The sequence below is a fragment of the Vibrio gazogenes genome (assembly GCF_002196515.1).
In the GTDB taxonomy this organism is placed as follows: domain Bacteria; phylum Pseudomonadota; class Gammaproteobacteria; order Enterobacterales; family Vibrionaceae; genus Vibrio; species Vibrio gazogenes_A.
This window is the reverse complement of the sequence record NZ_CP018835.1, coordinates 2,601,738-2,619,711: the sequence shown is the minus strand read 5'-3', so window position 1 is coordinate 2,619,711 and position 17,974 is coordinate 2,601,738. Positions and strand designations below refer to the sequence as shown.

At 44.6% G+C, this 17,974-nt stretch carries 17 protein-coding genes; 2 read left to right on the top strand and 15 right to left on the bottom strand.

Features of this window, described 5'->3' with window-relative positions; genetic code table 11:
- Positions 1-9: 9 nt before the first annotated feature.
- The 15 genes from BSQ33_RS11925 to ubiT form a co-directional block, all read right to left on the bottom strand.
- Positions 10-1,035: a glycosyltransferase family 4 protein gene (locus tag BSQ33_RS11925; protein WP_021020640.1), complete on the bottom strand. Its 1,026-nt coding sequence runs from the start codon at positions 1,033-1,035 to the stop codon at positions 10-12.
- Positions 1,036-1,037: 2 nt separating this feature from the next.
- Positions 1,038-1,577 carry a serine O-acetyltransferase gene (locus BSQ33_RS11920; protein ID WP_021020639.1) on the bottom strand — a complete coding sequence of 180 codons (540 nt, stop codon included), beginning with the start codon at positions 1,575-1,577 and terminating at the stop codon, positions 1,038-1,040.
- 109 nt (positions 1,578-1,686) lie between these two features.
- A complete protein-coding gene (locus BSQ33_RS11915; protein ID WP_088134157.1) occupies positions 1,687-2,853 on the bottom strand; it encodes a glycosyltransferase in 1,167 nt (388 codons plus the stop codon).
- A complete protein-coding gene (locus BSQ33_RS11910) occupies positions 2,850-3,932 on the bottom strand; it encodes a glycosyltransferase family 2 protein (protein WP_088134156.1) in 1,083 nt (360 codons plus the stop codon). Before BSQ33_RS11910 ends, BSQ33_RS11915 begins: the two co-directional genes overlap by 4 nt.
- The gene (locus BSQ33_RS11905; protein WP_088134155.1) at positions 3,922-5,253 is read right to left on the bottom strand and encodes a flippase; all 1,332 of its coding nucleotides are present in this window, start codon (positions 5,251-5,253) and stop codon (positions 3,922-3,924) included. The genes BSQ33_RS11910 and BSQ33_RS11905 overlap by 11 nt, the downstream gene beginning before the upstream one ends.
- Positions 5,250-6,485: a hypothetical protein gene (locus tag BSQ33_RS11900; protein WP_088134154.1), complete on the bottom strand. Its 1,236-nt coding sequence runs from the start codon at positions 6,483-6,485 to the stop codon at positions 5,250-5,252. The genes BSQ33_RS11905 and BSQ33_RS11900 overlap by 4 nt, the downstream gene beginning before the upstream one ends.
- Before the next feature lie 71 nt (positions 6,486-6,556).
- Positions 6,557-6,955 carry a VanZ family protein gene (locus BSQ33_RS11895; RefSeq protein WP_021020634.1) on the bottom strand — a complete coding sequence of 133 codons (399 nt, stop codon included), beginning with the start codon at positions 6,953-6,955 and terminating at the stop codon, positions 6,557-6,559.
- Entirely contained in the window at positions 6,956-7,666 is a 711-nt protein-coding gene (locus BSQ33_RS11890; protein ID WP_021020633.1) for a hypothetical protein, read from the bottom strand.
- 31 nt (positions 7,667-7,697) lie between these two features.
- Complete coding sequence (locus BSQ33_RS11885; RefSeq protein WP_088134153.1) at positions 7,698-9,890, bottom strand: GumC family protein; 2,193 nt, start codon at positions 9,888-9,890, stop codon at positions 7,698-7,700.
- Positions 9,891-9,927: 37 nt separating this feature from the next.
- On the bottom strand, positions 9,928-10,491 hold the full coding sequence (locus BSQ33_RS11880) for a polysaccharide biosynthesis/export family protein (RefSeq protein WP_088134152.1): 564 nt from the start codon (positions 10,489-10,491) through the stop codon (positions 9,928-9,930).
- A gap of 46 nt (positions 10,492-10,537) precedes the next feature.
- Positions 10,538-11,941, bottom strand: coding sequence for an undecaprenyl-phosphate glucose phosphotransferase (locus BSQ33_RS11875; protein WP_021020630.1), 1,404 nt, complete (start codon positions 11,939-11,941; stop codon positions 10,538-10,540).
- 722 nt (positions 11,942-12,663) lie between these two features.
- Entirely contained in the window at positions 12,664-13,107 is a 444-nt protein-coding gene (gene rimI / locus BSQ33_RS11870; protein WP_088134151.1) for a ribosomal protein S18-alanine N-acetyltransferase, read from the bottom strand.
- Positions 13,104-13,508 (bottom strand): DNA polymerase III subunit psi, encoded by a 405-nt coding sequence (locus BSQ33_RS11865; protein WP_088134150.1) that lies wholly within the window; start codon positions 13,506-13,508, stop codon positions 13,104-13,106. The genes rimI and BSQ33_RS11865 overlap by 4 nt, the downstream gene beginning before the upstream one ends.
- Before the next feature lie 78 nt (positions 13,509-13,586).
- A complete protein-coding gene (locus tag BSQ33_RS11860; RefSeq protein ID WP_021020627.1) occupies positions 13,587-14,087 on the bottom strand; it encodes a GNAT family N-acetyltransferase in 501 nt (166 codons plus the stop codon).
- Positions 14,071-14,601: a ubiquinone anaerobic biosynthesis accessory factor UbiT gene (gene ubiT, locus BSQ33_RS11855; RefSeq protein ID WP_021020626.1), complete on the bottom strand. Its 531-nt coding sequence runs from the start codon at positions 14,599-14,601 to the stop codon at positions 14,071-14,073. Before ubiT ends, BSQ33_RS11860 begins: the two co-directional genes overlap by 17 nt.
- A gap of 193 nt (positions 14,602-14,794) precedes the next feature.
- On the opposite strand from ubiT, the gene BSQ33_RS11850 reads away from it, so the two are divergent.
- Positions 14,795-16,846 carry an EAL domain-containing protein gene (locus BSQ33_RS11850; RefSeq protein WP_088134149.1) on the top strand — a complete coding sequence of 684 codons (2,052 nt, stop codon included), beginning with the start codon at positions 14,795-14,797 and terminating at the stop codon, positions 16,844-16,846.
- Positions 16,847-16,949: 103 nt separating this feature from the next.
- Complete coding sequence (ubiU, locus tag BSQ33_RS11845; protein ID WP_021020624.1) at positions 16,950-17,963, top strand: ubiquinone anaerobic biosynthesis protein UbiU; 1,014 nt, start codon at positions 16,950-16,952, stop codon at positions 17,961-17,963.
- The last annotated feature ends 11 nt before the right edge of the window (positions 17,964-17,974 follow it).

The following is a 17,974-nucleotide window of genomic DNA, read 5'->3' as shown; positions in this document are numbered from 1 at the left end:
AACCTAACCTTAGCTGACATATAGTTTTTCTAAGCGCGGCATCACAACCGACACATCATAATTTTGTTGATAAAGCGCTCTCGCATTGTCGGCCATGCTGAACCGATTATCGTCATCGAGCGCCTGGCGGATCATCGTGGTTAACTGTTCAATATTGCCCGGTTCCACCAGATAACCGGTTTGTCCGGGCATAATCACCTCAGGAATACCGCCAACCGGTGTTGACAAGACAGGGAGCCCCGACGCCATCGCTTCAAGAATCACCACCGGCAATCCTTCATTATAAGATGGCAGAACCAACAGCTGCGTTGCGGCCATTAACTGGGCTTTCTGCGCATGATCAATCCAGCCATGAAATACCAACTGTTTTTCAACCCCGAACTCAGCGACCGCTTGCTGAAAACGCGCCACATCACCACCGCCACCGACATGTAAAATCACATCCGGTAGATCGCGTAAGGCACGCAACAGATCAAAAATACCTTTCCGCTCGATCAAGGCCCCCAAAAACAACACATGATTCTGCTGTCCTTCAGATTCAGGAGACGGTGCGACAACGGCAAAATTGGGAAGGACCACCAGATTAGCTTGCTGTGACGACTCAAGGATCGACTCGATATACTCACGCCATGATTCTGAAAGAACGATAAAGGCATCCGCATCACAGATCAGTTGGCGGATCTTCTGCTGCACGTTAGCATCACTGGCCTGATAGAATTTTTTAAATTCAGAGCCGTGTAAGTGGATCAGCACCTTACGACCAAAAAAGTGAGCCACTTTCTGGTACATTCTTTTACGCCAGAAACTGCCGCGATAAGACATATGCAGATGAAAGATACGTTCTCCGGGAAGGAGTGATAACCAGAAAACAACCCACAACCCCCATAGTGCCAACAGCAGGTCGAATAATTTATTGCCCCCTTTATGGCTGATAAACCGACGATAGCGAAACTGCTGATTTAAATTGAGCTTCAGATTGTTAATCACAGCATCAATCCCGCCATTCTGACCGGTTCCCAATACAATAATATCCATACTCAGTCACTCCATGGGTTAACGATGAAATCGGCAGAACCTTTCTCTGACACGACTTTGGCCGGAATGCCGGCAACAATGGCATTGTCGGGAACATCTTTGGTCACGACTGCATTCGCACCCACCACCACATTATTACCAATGCGAATCCCACCGAGAATGCAACAGCCAGTGCCGAGATAGACGTTGTCACCAATGATCGGCCATGCACCGTCTTTACCGGCGATGGTAACGTTATGCACAATCGTCGCATTCCGACCAATCGTGACATGTTCGCCCCAAGTGGTACCGAAGACATGGTGCATTCTCAGTCCCGGTCCTATCGAAGCGCGATAATTCACATCACTGGTATAAATGATCTTAGATACCTTATAGAGCAAGATAAGTACGACATTGAGCGCCGGAATGCGCCGACCATAATTTGCCAAGCGCATGAGCAAAACAAAACGAAATCCCTTCTGACTAAGAAAGGCCTTCACCAGCAGTAACCTGCTGTATTTTCCATACCAGCGAAATACATCCGCCCTGATATTATTCACCATCTCCGAAAACCTTTAAGCGCGTTCATTATTTTCAAAAGCCCACTGAATGTTAAAGTCCGCCATCGGTACAACATGGCATCATTCAACCGATTCGTTGTCTTGCAACCCTTTAGACCAATGCTTCAAACAGTGTTTTATACCGTTCACTGATCTCACGTTCAGAAAACTGCGCAGCGCGTTCTAAACGTGCCTCACGAGTACAAGATGGTCTATCGAGTTCATCAGCAATCGACATTGCCAACGCGGTACTATCTCCAACGGTGACCAACCGGCCAAACCGGCCATCTTGTAAAATTTCAGCAGGTCCACTGCGACAATCGGTAGACACAACCGGCACACCAAACGCGAGGGCCTCGACAATCACATTGCCAAACCCTTCCCACGCGGAAGACAGGACAAACAGATCCGCTTGGGCGTAATAACGCTCAACCTGATCCGAAAAACCGACAAACGTGATGTAAGGTTGTAACTGATGCAGTTCGATATACTCGGTTAACCGGGTCATTTCGGCCTTATCATGTGTGCCACCGACAATCATGACTTGTATATCATCTTGATGTTGAGTCTCTATCAGGTAACGGACAGCCCGAAGTAAAGTCATGTAATCTTTTTGTGGCGTCACTCGTCCGACAGCCAAAATGGTTTTAGACGTACCACGTTTTACCGCGCCAGCAGCAGCATCGGTTCGAGCAAGAATCGGTTGCTGGGCATCCGTAGGTTGGCGGACGGGTTGTGAATCGAACGCAGGAGCGGTCTGATCAAAGCGCACCGGATTGTGAATGAAACAGCATTTATCGGCACGTTTGATGAGCGGCACGATATCGTTCATCACCCCTTCAGACACCGCCACAACCTGATCCGCCATACGATAGAGACACTGCACAATCAGACGAACTTTCAAACGAGTCAATACAGATTTATGCTGAAAATGTTCAACGATTGAGGCATGTTCAGTGACGACGACTTTGGCCTGATGCCGAGCCATCGCGGCGGACAAAAGACAAGCTGCATTGGTATCGGGATAAGCCGAAAGTATCACGTCAGGTTTAAATTCATCGATCACACGCTTAAAGCGTAACAAACTCATGAAGGTTCGCTTCACATCCAGACTGCGTACCGGAATATTTTCGTTCAACAGTGTGGTGTAACTTGACCCTTCTGCGCGATCCGTAACAAATAGCACGTCATGCGCCTGCATCAGTGTTCTGGCGACAGACAAAAACACCTGTTCTGCTCCGCCAAATCCCATATAAGAAATCCGAAAAATAATTCTCATCGCCGTTTCATCCTATGACCGAAGAAATAAATCGAGGGAAAGAGACAGATCATCGTCTTACGACGGGATAACAGACCTTGGGTATAGAGTCTGCATATCGTCAGCAGCGGCAAACGTCGCACCTGACGGCAAAATTCAAAGAATGGCATGGTGCGTTTACCTGCCGAGTGGCACATGTAATACAAATTCGCATCGACAATCGTTTTCAGGTGCGCGGTATTAGTTTGCGCAGCATTGGTTTGTGCAAAATGGGTTTGTGCAGAATGGGCTTGCGCAGTACCGTCTGATTGCTCACCATTGGCTCGATAATCATGAAACACATGTGAATGAAGAAACTCGCGGACCTGCTGACACTGCGCCATCGTGACCCGGGAAATCGCACTGGTTTCACCGATCCGATAACGATATAACGCCAGGTCACTGGCATAACATGATCGGGCCTGCGCATACACGGCACACAAGTACATCAAGTCTTCACAGTATTTCACCCCGGCCGGGAAAGTCGCCTGCTTTGCCACATCTGCTTTAATCAGGCGGCACATCACCAGCCAGACAAAGGATGAAACCGCACCTTCAAATGCCGGTTGTCTGGTATTGAATCCTCGACAATGTGTCACATGTCCCCGCCCCAGTACGGTATCAACCTGATGGCGAAAAGTCTGATAGCCAAACTCGAAGATATCGACATCCGGATGCTGTTGAATCAGTTCATAGAGACGGATGAGGTAATCATGCTGAACCGCATCATCGGCATCGACAAAGGTAATATAACGCCCTTGAGCGAGATTCAGTCCGGTATTCCGCGCCACGCTGACCCCAGCATTTTGTTGGTAGTGATAGCACAACCTGCCGCTATCGAGTTGCTGAGCAAAATGTGCATCCAATTGTGCTTGGGTTGCATCACTTGAGCCATCATCAATGACAATCACTTCAAAACGACTATCTTCTTCAGGACAACTGGCAAAAATAGACCTGAGCGTATCAGGCAAAGTTTCGGCTGCATTGTATGCCGGAATAATAATACTAATGTCTGTCACACCCATGTCTGTCATACTAATGTCTGTCATACTAATGGCCATAACGCTGACGCCCCTCTACCAAAAATGCCACACTCTGTCTGAACGCCTCGACTGGCCGGACAATAATACGTACCAGCTCTTGTACAACCACCACGAAAAAAATACGTGTCCGGGCAAATAACAGATAAGCGAATAAATCAGCAATTGCATAAGAAACCACGGATACCGTAGCCACACCGGTCGCTCCCCAGATCTGCACAGCTATCATCGATGCACAGAGAGAAATCGTTGAAGCAACCATGGTTTTAATCAGTTCAATACGGGTCCACTGTCTGATGATCAGCACCCGGGAAAACAGTGCCCCAAAGTAAGAAAACACCAGTTTCCAAATCAGGATTTTAAGAATGATCCCTGCGCCCTGATACTGTTCTCCGTAAAGCAGGTGAACAATATAGTCGCCGGTTAAACTGACGAAAATACCGCCACCGACAGAACAATAAATCATCAGTCGGACAATGTTTCTGAAAATATAACCATCCAACTGCTGTTCATTGAGTTCTTGGTTGAGACGGGTAAAAAATGCAAAGACAAAAATATGACCAACGAATAGCAACTGCATGACTAACTTCGTTGCGACACCGTATAACCCAACCGCTTCAGGAGAGAGGAATTTCTCGATGATCACCACATCAAAGTACATGAAGATCGGAAACAGAATTGAAGAGAAAAACACAAACTTCGACTCGCTCAGTAACTGTTTTCCATATCGAAGACTCTCTGCAATCGCAGGGAATCCCTCATCTTTAGTCTCGCGATAAAATTCACATAGTAAGATCACCTGAGCAACCACCGAATACACAACCAGATAGAAAATTGCCCAGATAAAACTCAGCTGAAAGTAAATCACCCCCAGAATATAGGCGATGGCTGCCACACGCGACGCCACCGTAGAAATGGACAGTACCCGGGGTTGTTCGGTCGCTTGAAAATAGAGCCGAAATGCAGACGACTTGCCGAAATAAGTGGTGACACAAGCGGTGAATGCCAGCGCCAACACCAGCTCATCCGGTGTTTTACTGAAAAAATAAGCCCAACCAAACACCGCACCAAAGAATACGATACCACCAACCAAACGCACCAGAGAGACCGCATAAAACACCCGTTTTTTATCACGATGCAGCACATATTCTTTCATGACGACGTTATCCATTCCCAGAATAAACACGCAAGAGAGAATACTCGCCAATGCTTGAATATAAGAGAGGTATCCCATATTCGTCGGCCCATATATTCTGGCAATAAAGACGATACTGAACAATCCAAACAATACCCCACCAAGGTTGTCCAGACTGAACCAAATTAATTTTCTAATATTACTCATGACGACACTTTATTTTTTAAAATATGCTCTTTGCCTGTGATGTATTTCAACAACACATAGCTAAAGAGAAAACAAAACCAGCTAAAGCCGGAACCCAATAAAAACTTCGTCTCCGTGACATTATTCAAAACAACAAACGTGCCGACACAAAAACATAACTTCGTGATTGCGACGTTTTTCTGAGTGCGTAGTGATGTATAGAAAGTTATAAAAAAATCACCAATGGTATAGACGAAAAGCGCGGTCCCGATAGCACCGATAGAAATAAGCATGTCGATATAACCACCATCCGATGCGGCTAGCTTTTCCACCCACTCCGGTGCATATTTTGCGAGTTCTGTACCTTGGATCAGGTTGTTGTCGCCCAATCCCCAAACCGCGGAGTAACCCACGCCCAAAAACAGCTTTTCATAGGATTGATTCAACATGACCAACCAAAGCTTACCGCGGCCAGTCAACCATTCATCCCGAACATGCATCAACAGCCAGTCCACCATGTCCCGGTAATAGAGCACCAGCATCAGCACTAAAGCGACCGAGATACCAACCCCGAAGATGCGACCACTGCCGTAATAAAGCCGACGGAAACGGTGAATCAGTAGCTTGTCCCAGTAAAAAATACTCCAGGCAAGTAAAGTGACCAGTACAAAAAGTGCAATCGATGTTTTGGATACTGTCGCCAACAGCATTAACAAAGTCACCAGCAACATGCCTACTCTCAATCCATTCCATCGCTGAACCGAATAGATATAAAAAAACAGGAAGACACTGATAATCGGCCCTAAATTATTTTTATTGGCAAATGCACCGGATATCTCCAGCACCCGTCCGGCCAACACGTCATTTTTGAGCACTAAAAGACAAGTTAAAAATAGCCAGACACAGAAGGTGTAATAAACGACACGCTGGGCATTGATCGCGTAAAAATGGATCACAAACAGCATCACATAACCGAATAAGATCAATTGCCAAAGCAATTCATAGTAAGTCGCTTTCGGCCATGACGACCATTGGCCTGTCACCGCACACCATGCAAAAACAATCATGAGTGGATAACAGCGCCGACATAATGAAAACATCTGTTTGATGACCGACGGTCGCAGTGACAACAACAGAAAAATCAGTAAATATAACGTCAGAATAGGACGTTTGAACAACCCATTAGACAGCGTCAAAAATAACAAATTAGACGAAATTAACAGACTATATAACGTGTTTTTATGGAATCTCATTGAACTCACTTCTGTGTTCGATTGCTATCTGTCTGCAATTGCTCTCTGCCTGAATACGTCATACTCAGGGTTTAGTCATCAGAGCGCGCTTTGTTTGACAGGATGTAATTCACACTCGTTGCAACACACAGTGCAATCGCAACACCAAGCAGGTTGGTCATCATGTCATCAACTGAAAATTCACGCCTCTGCAGCCAAAACTGAGAGCCTTCATCCAGCATCATGAGCACAACAACAACCAAGGTTGGCCAACCGATCAAACGCATCGTCTTACGATTGCGCATACGAGGTCTGGTCACCCAGACCGACAGGCAAGTCAAAACAAAGGCACACAAGAAATGGAGATATTTATCTCCACCTAAAACCTGTTCCAGAGCAATCACATGTTGTGCCCCAAAACCGATACTTTTACTCAGAGAAATCGAACCAACCACCACCACAGCCAAAATCAGTACCCAGTATTGCTTCATTCAGACGCCCTCCTGAATACGCGGATCATTGCGGGCAGCATCCGAGAAATTGCCACACGTCCACAACGGTAAACGCATAAAAATAGCCAGACTACAAAACTGTTGTTTGTAAGGGGAGACTTTGAATATTTCATTCAACCGCCACCGTTTCAGCCCATATTTTTCATGCGCAGTCATATAATGAATCGCATTCAGACGCTGTTGCTGAGACAACTGCGCCCAATACTGAAACAACACATTCATTGCAGTTTCGGCCGTATATTTTTCATAAGGTCCGTACGTCTCAGCCATATTCAAAACCCGGACAACCTCATCAAATGGCTTTTCCCATAAGGCAAGCAGTTCCGTTTCCTGCGCATAGCCGTCAGGAAACATCGGTCTGCGCCGGATCGATTGCCAGTTATAATGATCGCTTTGCTGCAAATACTGCTCTCTTAATTCTTGTGCAGAAAAACTATTAAGCAAAGCCGTATAAGCAGCCATTGACAGGTTTTCCGGATTGTCGTCATCCCATGACAACATGTGATCTTTGAATTGATTCAACTGTACAAGTGTATCGGCGCTCACCGGATGATCTGATTGGTCGAGGCGCTCAATTTCCAGATGGACGACATTGCTATACAAACTCCCCATCAATGCCTGTACCGAGAAAATAATCATCCATACAGAAATCGCGATCAGCGCATATTGTGAAATTTTCGAGCAATTCATTCTCATCATCCCTGAGTTACATTACCCAATTTCAATTTTCCGCATAGCCATAATACTGACCATACTCACTCTCAAGCGCACCAGATTTCTGACTGACCTGATTGATAACCACCCCGGCAAGCGTGGTTTGATGACTGATGAGTTTGGTCATCGCTTTTTTCACGAACGCCTGCTTGGTCGCATTCGCTTTCACCACCAGCACAACAGAATCGACATGCTGTCCGATGATTAAAGAATCACTAATTGGCAATGTTGGTGGTGTATCAATAATAATCCGGTCATAGCTACCTTCGAGCTCTGTCAGTAGTGTTTTCAATTGATGAGAACTCAACAGCTCTTGAGGATTAGACGCTAACATGCCAGCGGGTAACACAAATAAACCGGATGCTTCGTCTTTAAAGATGCACTCACTTAACGGTGTATTCATCAATAAATGATTCGTAAGCCCTTGCTGATATTTCTTATAGCCAAACCGTTCGGCAACCGCGGGTTTACGCAAATCGAGATCAATGAATAAAACTTGCTCAACTTTGGCAAATGAAATTGCCAAATTGAGAGAAAGCGTGGTTTTGCCTTCTTCGGGTAATGATGACGTCACCGCAATCTTCCGGTGTTGTCTATCAATATGACTGACCAGCAAAGAGGTTCGAATTGAACGAATCGACTCACTAAAAACCACCTCATGTTCATCGGTAAAGATACTGCTATCGATCGGTTTCTTACGGAACCGCTTTGATTTCACCACCGGAATGCCACCCATCGGAATCAAACCGAACTTATCTTCAAAATCACCGGTGGATTCAATGGTATTTTTCAGCAAATCAAGCATGATAATAAAACCAATCGCCATCCCGATACTGGCAATAAATGCAGCAATAACAATTAGTTTGCGTTTCGGTGCACTGGGTAACTGTGGCACCAAAGCCTGATCAGTAAATCGGGCACTCGTCGAGTCGAAATCACTCGTCGCTGTGGTTTCTTTTTGCCGCGTTAAAAAGAGGTTGAGAATCTCCCGATTGGTTTCAACTTCACGCTGCAGTGAATCATATTTGCTTTTCTTGACCGTCAACGTCTGGAAATCATTCTTCTCTCGCATGACTTCCTGAACCAACAAGGCTTCTTGCTCTTTCGTTGCCTGCAGCTCTTTGCCAATGCCTCGAATCAGTTTCTGAGTGACACGTTGGGCCTGATCCTCAATCGATTTTAATTTAGCTTGTGCTGCGATCATTTTGTCATGCTTCGGCCCATAGCGTTTACTCAACTCATTAACTTCATTCTGGGCTTCCAGCTCCGCATTCCGAATATCGATCACCTGAGGGTGTTGGGAGATCGAAGGAATCGCTGACAGAGAAGCAATATCTTTCACGTCTCCCGTGGTTAATGCCTTGTAGGCTGACTCTGTCTCTATCCGCTCATCGCGAACTTGTGCCAACCGCTCAGTCAAACTTGCCAATTGTTTGCTGGCAAGAGATTCAATGCCACTATCGTCGATCAATTTCTCTTTGATCAAAAAGTCAGAGAGTGCTTTTTCAGAATCGGCTAACTGATCTCTTAATTCAGACAAACGTGACGTTATCCAGCTCGACGCATATTGAGTTGCGGAAAGTTTCGACTCGAGATTATTTTCGATATAAGCGTAACCAACTTCATTGGCGATTTTGGCAGCCAGTTTTGGATCCTCGGATGTAAAACTGATGCTGACCAACTGAGTCTTTAAAATCGGTGTAATCTCAAGGTTTTTCTTAAAGGCATTTAATACTTTCTGACGCACATATTCAGGATCCGGCGCTTCGTCTTCACTTGTCGAACCAAGCAATCCAGCAATAACCGGATAAGACTTTATCGTCTCGATAATGCCTTTATCCTGACTCAGTAATGGATTAAATTCTTCCTTCTGATCCAAAGCCAATTTATGAATGACTTTTTCAGCAATCTGATTGGATCTCAATATTTCAAATTGTGTTTGATAGTATTCTTTTTGATTCGGTTCGATACCGACAACATCTTCAATTGAAATCGCCTGTCTTTCTTTTGATTCAATCAGTAAGGTAGCTGTTGCGGTATATTTCGATTTTAAAGACAGCGCAATAAATACTGACAGCCCGGTCACCAATACTGAAAATATAAATATTGAGAACCAGTTTCTTTTGATTAAATTCAGATAATGTGTCAGATCAATCATATCATTCTGTTGATTGGCATTATCTTCAAAGTGCTCTTGCATTGTTTACCTTGCCTTCATCTATTTTATATTTTCAGACTTACCAAAAAGAACTCACCACATAAATCGTATCACCGGGATGTACAGCTTCATTCAGTTCAACTTCATGTTTACCTTTCAGTAATTCCTCAATCTGATCCTGGGATAACCCTTCAATTTCTTCATCTTTGGTTAAATAGATACCACGCGTTTTGCGGTATTTCGCGAGAAATCCGCCAGCCAGAGCAATTGCTTTCTGAACGGTCAGTCCCGGTTGATATTCGTATCCACCCGGAGAATTCACGACACCATTCACATAGATATTTCGATATTTCACAATGTTGATTGTCACTTTTGGATCGACGAGGTACTGACCTTTCAAACCGTTAACAATCATATTTCTCAGTTCACTAAGTGTTTTATGTTTGAGTTCCAGATTCCCTAAATAAGGGTAATCCATTGTTCCACCACTATCGATGAGGTATTGCTCATACGATAAATCGGGCTCCCCATATACAGAAATTCTGATTGTATCTCCAGCACCTAACCGATATTCAGCTGCACTGGCAAAAACAGAAAAGAATATGCAGCACAACACCATGCTTTTTAATATTATTTTCAACATCACTTACCTATCAGAACTCTAAACCCCATTCTCGGAAAACAGTCGTTCAATAGGCTGTTTTTCCGACAAATCCTTTCAATACCGTCAAAAATATAATTTTCAAATCAAGCCATAGAGACCATGTCTGGATATAGCTCAAATCAAACTCAACCCTTTTTTCCATCTTATCAAGTGTATCTGTTTCTCCTCGGTAGCCATTAATTTGTGCCCAGCCTGTAATGCCCGGTTTGACATGATGACGGAGCATGTACTTATCGATCAGCCCACGATATTCCTCATTGTGTGCGACAGCGTGCGGCCGCGGACCGACAATCGACATCTGTCCGGTAATCACATTAATAAACTGCGGTAATTCATCCAAAGAAGTGCGGCGAATGAAAGCCCCGAATGGGGTCACACGAGGATCATTTTTGGTTGCCTGTTTTACCACTGAACCATTATCCATCGCCCGCATTGATCTGAATTTCCAGACTTTGATTGGCTTGCCATCGAGACCATAGCGCTCCTGCTTGAAAATGATGGGGCCCGGAGACGACAGTTTCACGCCAATGGCAACAAATAGCAGGACGGGACTAATTAACGTGATAATGATTGAGGCGAGAATAATGTCTTCAATGCGTTTGATCAGTGAAGTAAAACCGTAGAAAGGTGTGTCATACACACTCAATGTGACCACTTTACCAATATTTTTCAGCCGCGACTGCATCAGATCAAAAGTGAAAAAGTCAGGAACAACATAGACATGAGCATTTGAGTCAGCAAAGGCATTTAAGATTTGTTTGATTCGTTTGGCAGCTTCCATCGGCAATGCAATATAAACCTTCTGGACACTATGGCTTTTCGCCAGCATCAGTGCATCATCGATTTTTCCGCGTAGTGGAGAAGAGAGACGATGTAAGCCGATTCGATCCAGACTGCGATCATCATAGAAACCGACCAAAACTTCCCGACTTGAGCGATGCTGTTTGAGCTCCTGAGCCAATTGGATCCCCGATCCTGTTGCCCCGATGATGATGGCTTTACTGCGATGTTTATCTCCGGGGAAAATCACTCGGAACATGCCGTGAACCAGCCAGCGCCACCCCACCAGACAGAACGGGGTTAGGCCAAACCATAAACCAATCACCAGACGAGAATAGTCTTCGCTCACTTTAAGGAAAAAACCAACAATGAGAGATAATGCGACACAAATACTCCAAGTCATCAGTATCGCAACGAAATTTTGTTTAAATGAAAGGTATTTATATGGCCGATACACACCTGCGACATCAGATACAACAAAATAGATAACAGCAAAAAGACTTAATATTAATTGATAAATCGTTGTAAAACTGTCTAAGTATGACTCTGACAATAAAAATAAAATTATTGAAATAACAAAAATATCAACAACCTTAAATCCGACTGATGACTCTTCTCCATAATATTTAATTCGACTACCATATCCCATCTGACATCCCACCTAACCAATATAAATTTAAGTATGCTACCGCCCTTGGGTGAAGCACCCCACAAACTGAATAAATGACGCTATGGCATAACGGCTGAAAACATATAACTCATTGTTTATTTTCTACTTTTTAAAAAACAAGTTAGCATTCACTTACCAAAATCAAATAAGCGACTTCACTTTGTTTGTCAAAATGTGAAGTTGACCGCGATCAAAGTATGCGACATCAGTCACTATTATTTCAATCTTAATAAAGGCAAATCATACTTATATTTTCGCCATTCTTAAAAATGAGACGCGCGATTCACACAACAACAAATGATGATAAAATACGTTATAAAAACATTATTTATAGCATTGTTTTTATTGACTACAGGGTCAATTTATATCGATACAGAATCGAATCAGCATCAGGTCAGATACATAGAAATGTTATTTTGTTGTCAGAATATCAGTAATGAGACATGCTGCTCAAAAGTATTTATTTAAAACGATAAATAATTCAGCTATTTTTAATTAAATATACCCAAATGACCTCAAGATGCAGTTTCAGCGAGAATCACTGGGCTCAGAGGCAAGGCAGAGATTTGAGTCATAATTACTGAGATCACGATTGTTTTGAAAAGGGTATTTATTTTGAAAACAGTCTGTTGCTGAAAACCGATGAGCGGAAAGGATGAGATGGTGGACAATGTGTCAGACGAGGCGTAATCCGCGCGTCGTTATAGAAAATAGCTCATGATAATCGCATCTTCACGTCCATTTTCCGTCGGATAGTAGCCAAAGCGTCGGTCCACTTCATTGAACCCTGCATTGAGGTACAGTTGATATGCTGGCCGATTGCTCGCTCTGACTTCCAGCCACACGCTTTCTACAGCATGCTGTTCACAAACATCGAGAAAAAATGTAAGCAGTTGTCGGCCAAGTCCTTTGCCCTGATACGCAGGATCCACTGCAATGTTGAGCAGCGAGACCTCTCCGACAATATTCTGAGCATAAAAATAACCACCGACACGCCCATCAATCAACAACGTATGATGACAAGCGCCACGACTATCCAGAGCCCGAATGATCGACTCTTTCCAAGGAATTGAGTGCGCCCGGCACTCAATTGAGTAAATCTGATCCAAATGATCAGAGGACATTGGGATAATTGAAATATTCATGAAGCTTGATAAGCACAGATTTGACGCCAGAGCTCCCGACGATGTTGAGGATGACCATCGATCTGACTTAGCAAAGGTGACGTGAGCAGTTTTGCGGTGATCCCCTCCGGTGCAGAGCAACCGGCAAACCAAATCCATTCAATATCAGTCAAAGCAACTAAATCAAGTGAATGAGGATCAACATGTCGAGCTTGTTGAAGAGAAACATCAAAACTCTTAAGCACTTTCTCAAACATCACCGCCTGAGAACCTTCAGGCAAAACCGGACTGACAAGTAATAATTTACAGGTCGATGGCAGCTCATACTGTGTGTGGACAACACCCTGCATTCGATCAGGATGAACGAGCCGCCAGCTCTGAATGCCCATTTCCTGTAAATAATATTGTTGACGCTCTTGCATGAATGTCAGCCCAATGAACCAATAAAAGAGAGTCAGTATACTAACAAATTTCCCTTTGAAGCAGAAGCTGGGAAAGACTCATAGGAGTGAGGAATCAAAATCAATCTGATGCTCACCCATTTCATCGACGGTCCCTTGAACCATTTCACAAATGAGTAATTGATTGGGCAGTGACAACGAATGTACAGCATTGAAACCAAAATCTTTCCCCGGCAGAAAGCCAAGTGACTGATAGTCTTCATAGACACCAAACACCGAACACACCGGATAACCGAACTCATACAGTGAATTTAGCCCTTCAGTAACCAACTGCTGTCTCATATCATCCTGAGCTTGTGGGTCAACAACCAACCACCGCAGGTGCTGCCAGTGATGAAACGCGCCATCATGAGCAATCGGTGTAAACAGAATATATCCCAGAATCTGTCCTTCATCATCGCAGGCCACCAGAGACAATGTGATACGACTACTTTCCCGGTAATCCATCACCCGATCAGCGATTTCCTCGCTCTTCAGCGATATGCGTAATAACTGATCAATGGGTAAAATATCTGCGGGAGCTTCAGTGCGAATAAGCATTCACAGTTCCTTTATGGTTTGAGTGTTCTGACTGCATACCTTTATACACAAAATCAGAGAGCTGATTCAAAGAATATTTGATTGGCACAGGAAATGTCTCCAGATCGACACTGTCCATCATATTTTTGACTTCAAGTCCCAGCTCTGTATCCCCTTCAATCGAGAGGCGTCGCTGAAAAAACAGGGTGTCCGGATCTTCTTTTCGCCCTGCAATCAATACAAAGTCATTCAGTGAACCACTAAAACAGGCATCGGGTTCAACCATCGGGTCTGCAATCACCAACTGCGCTTCACGACAGGTCAGATGCCAAGAGAGCCCTAAATCTTTCACTTCGACTTTCAAACACTTACTCTCCAGGAATTCAAAATCCCCGTCTCCCAGCGCTTCTTTAAAAATGGTATTCAAAGCCTCTAACAGAATTTTATTTTGCACAAAACTTGGCAAAAAGCGCGCCGGTGTTTTCAAAAATGAAGCGGCATTTTGCACCATGTAGAACTGAATCTTATTGAACACTATCGTTATCCATTAAGTTGATATGAATAGCATTATCATACTGAAAGATTGAACTTGAATTGCTGTTGTGAATCAAAAAACCCAAGACCGTCACGCGCTTCACTAATGTTACAAAGACGGTTATAGTGACGTACTCCGTATCGATTGATAAATGCTGAGTACCTATCTGGTTTCGAGGCAATGAATAGTTGGCATGATTTCACAAGAATTTCACCGCTGGTTTACACAGCTAACGTCACACAGCCCTTTCTTTTTTGCCATTCTCGATGCCCAGCACAATTACACGATGGTAAATGAACGCTATTGTGAAATATCAGGTCTCACTGGCGAGCAACTTATCGGCTCCAATGATCTGGCTGTCTTTGGGGAATCATTCTATCAAGCGATTCACCCCTATTATCATCGAGCCCTTGACGGTGAAGTCATTGAAACCGAGCTGACGCTCAACAACATGCAGCTCGCAACAACACTGCTGATATCTCTGTCACGACTGCAATTCGATAATCATCCCCCAAGAATCATCTTTCAGGCCGTTGATGTCTCTGAAAAGCGGATGTTACTCGATGCCATTGACGAGTCAGAAAAAAAATTCGCCACATTAGTTTATATGTTGAAGGAATCGGTGCTTATTGTTGAAGACAATACCGTCATCTCCTGCAATCCGTCGGCGGCTCATTCGCTGGGACTGAATACTGCAGATGAACTATACGGGGAGCAGCTCTCAGAGATTTTCATTCAGACATCAACCCAGAAACCTTTTGTTCTCAATACTTCTCTGGCGGTGCAACATCCGATTGCTTGTCATACGACTCAAGCCTATGGTGAAGGACGCCAAGTGACACTTCGGATTGAAACCACCAAGATTTTGGGGAGCCAGGCATTTTTTGTCCTCATCCAACCCCAAGAAAAAAAGATGCCTGCGTTATTACACCACCCATCGATTGATGCCCACATTGACCCATTAACCGGCTTGTATAACCGAACTGGTTTTACCAAACGGCTTGATATGTTCATTGCGGATAAAATCCCGCTGGTGATGCTCTATCTCGACATTGATAACTTTAAAAACATCAATGACTCTCTGGGACATCATATCGGTGACAAAGTGATCCGAGAGGTCGCAGCCCGACTCAAACGGTTACTTCCTCAAAATGCAATTTTAGGTCATTTGGGGGCTGACGAGTTTGGTTTACTCTTGCCTGAGCCGGAGAAACCCCGCTCCGCAGAAATGCTGTCCGAACGGATTATTGCGTTGGTCAATCAGCCTTTCGATTTGAACTATTTTAGTAAAAGACTTGCTTGCTCTATTGGCAGTGTGGCTTACCCCGGTGATGGCAGCGACGCACGAATCTTACTGCAAAATGCCGACACGGCGATGTATGAAGCCAAAGCGAGAGGACGTAACCGGATGATTCGCTTCAGTTCGCGGATGAATAAAGAAGCAAGAACCCGGTTGTGGCTGGAGATTGAGCTGCAAAAAGCGCTGCAAAACAGTGGTCTTGAAGTTTGGTATCAACCGAAAGTCAGTGCGAGAGATTTTAGTATCAACGGTGCAGAAGCGTTAGTGCGATGGAAACATCCGGTTGAAGGGTATATCAGCCCCGGCTCGTTTATTCCCGTCGCAGAAAAAGCTGGATTAATCGAACATTTGGGCCGGGCAGTCATGCGGGATGTCTTTACGACAGTCAAGCGTTGGAAACAACAAGGGATCCTTCCCGGCCCTGTCGCGATAAACCTCTCTCCGGAGCAGTTCGGCAACCCGAAACTGATCGATTTCATGGAAAAACTCCTGCGCTCGACGCAGCTGGATCCGAGCTGTATTACCTTCGAGCTGACCGAAAGTGCAGTCATGAGTAACAGTGAACACACCGTGCAAATGCTAAATGCCATCAAAAAACTCGGTTTCACTTTATCGATTGATGATTTCGGTACGGGTTACTCATCTCTCTCTTATCTCGCCCGCTTTCCGATTGACGAGCTCAAAATTGACCGTGCATTTATTACCGAAATCGATCAATTACCCAAGCAATTGACCGTTATCGAAAACATTATCAACCTCGGCCAATCTTTACGGTTAAAAGTCGTAGCAGAAGGGGTAGAAACCCAGCAACAGGCTATTTTACTCGCCAACCTGCACTGCCATTCTATCCAGGGATTTCATTTTCATCGTCCGCAACCCAAGCAGGAAGTCGAAGCATTATTCGCTCAAAACCGTCGTCACGCTTCCTCATCCTCGTCTTCATAAATAGCGATAAATCAAGAGCAAACCTGCCTCACATCAATTCACTCTATCTTACTTTTCCATACAATACAGCCACTTCAAGAGCTACCAATGAAATTAAGTTACTATGGAACTGCTTTGTCCTGCGGGAAACCTCCCCGCCCTAAAGACGGCAATCACCAATGGTGCCGATGCGGTGTATATCGGTTTTAAAGACGACACCAATGCCCGCCATTTTGCCGGCTTAAATTTCTCAGGAAAAAAATTGGAAAGTGCTGTTCGGTTCGTTCATGAACACCACAAAAAAATTCATGTTGCTCTCAACACATTTGCCCATCCTGATCGGTTTAATCACTGGACAGCGGCCGCAGATAAAGCGGTTGATTTAGGCGTTGATGCGTTGATCGTTGCCGATATTGCACTGTTGGAGTACATCTCTAATCGCTATCCGCATCAGGAAATTCACCTTTCCGTTCAGGCTTCAGCCACCAATAGCGCAGCCATTGCGTTTTATCACCAGAACTTTCACATTAAACGAGTTGTTCTCCCCCGGGTGCTATCGATTCACCAAGTCAAACAACTCTCTCAATCTATTGATGATGGGATTGACTTGGAAGTATTTGCTTTTGGGAGCCTCTGTATTATGTCGGAAGGTCGCTGCTATCTCTCTTCATATATGACGGGAGAATCGCCCAATACTGTCGGAGCGTGTTCACCCGCAAAATTTGTCCGCTGGCAAGAAACACCGCATGGGATGGAAACGCGGCTGAATAACATTCTGATTGATCAATACAAACCCGGGGAGAATGCTGGCTATCCAACCTTATGTAAGGGCCGCTTTGTCACCGAGCTGAACGGCCAACAGCAGTGTTATCACGCCTTGGAAGAACCGACAAGCCTCAATACACTGTCGCTCTTACCGGAGCTCTTTGCTGCGAATGTCGCCTCAGTCAAAATTGAAGGCCGCCAGCGTAGCCCTGCCTATGTTGAGCAAGTCACCAAAACATGGCGGGCAGCGATTGACCATTACTTGTCGGCTCCGCAAAGCTATCGGGTCGATGAAACATGGAACCGGACTCTTGCCAACGTTTCCGAAGGCACTCAGACAACACTCGGTGCCTACCACAGAAAATGGCAATAAAGGGAGATCAC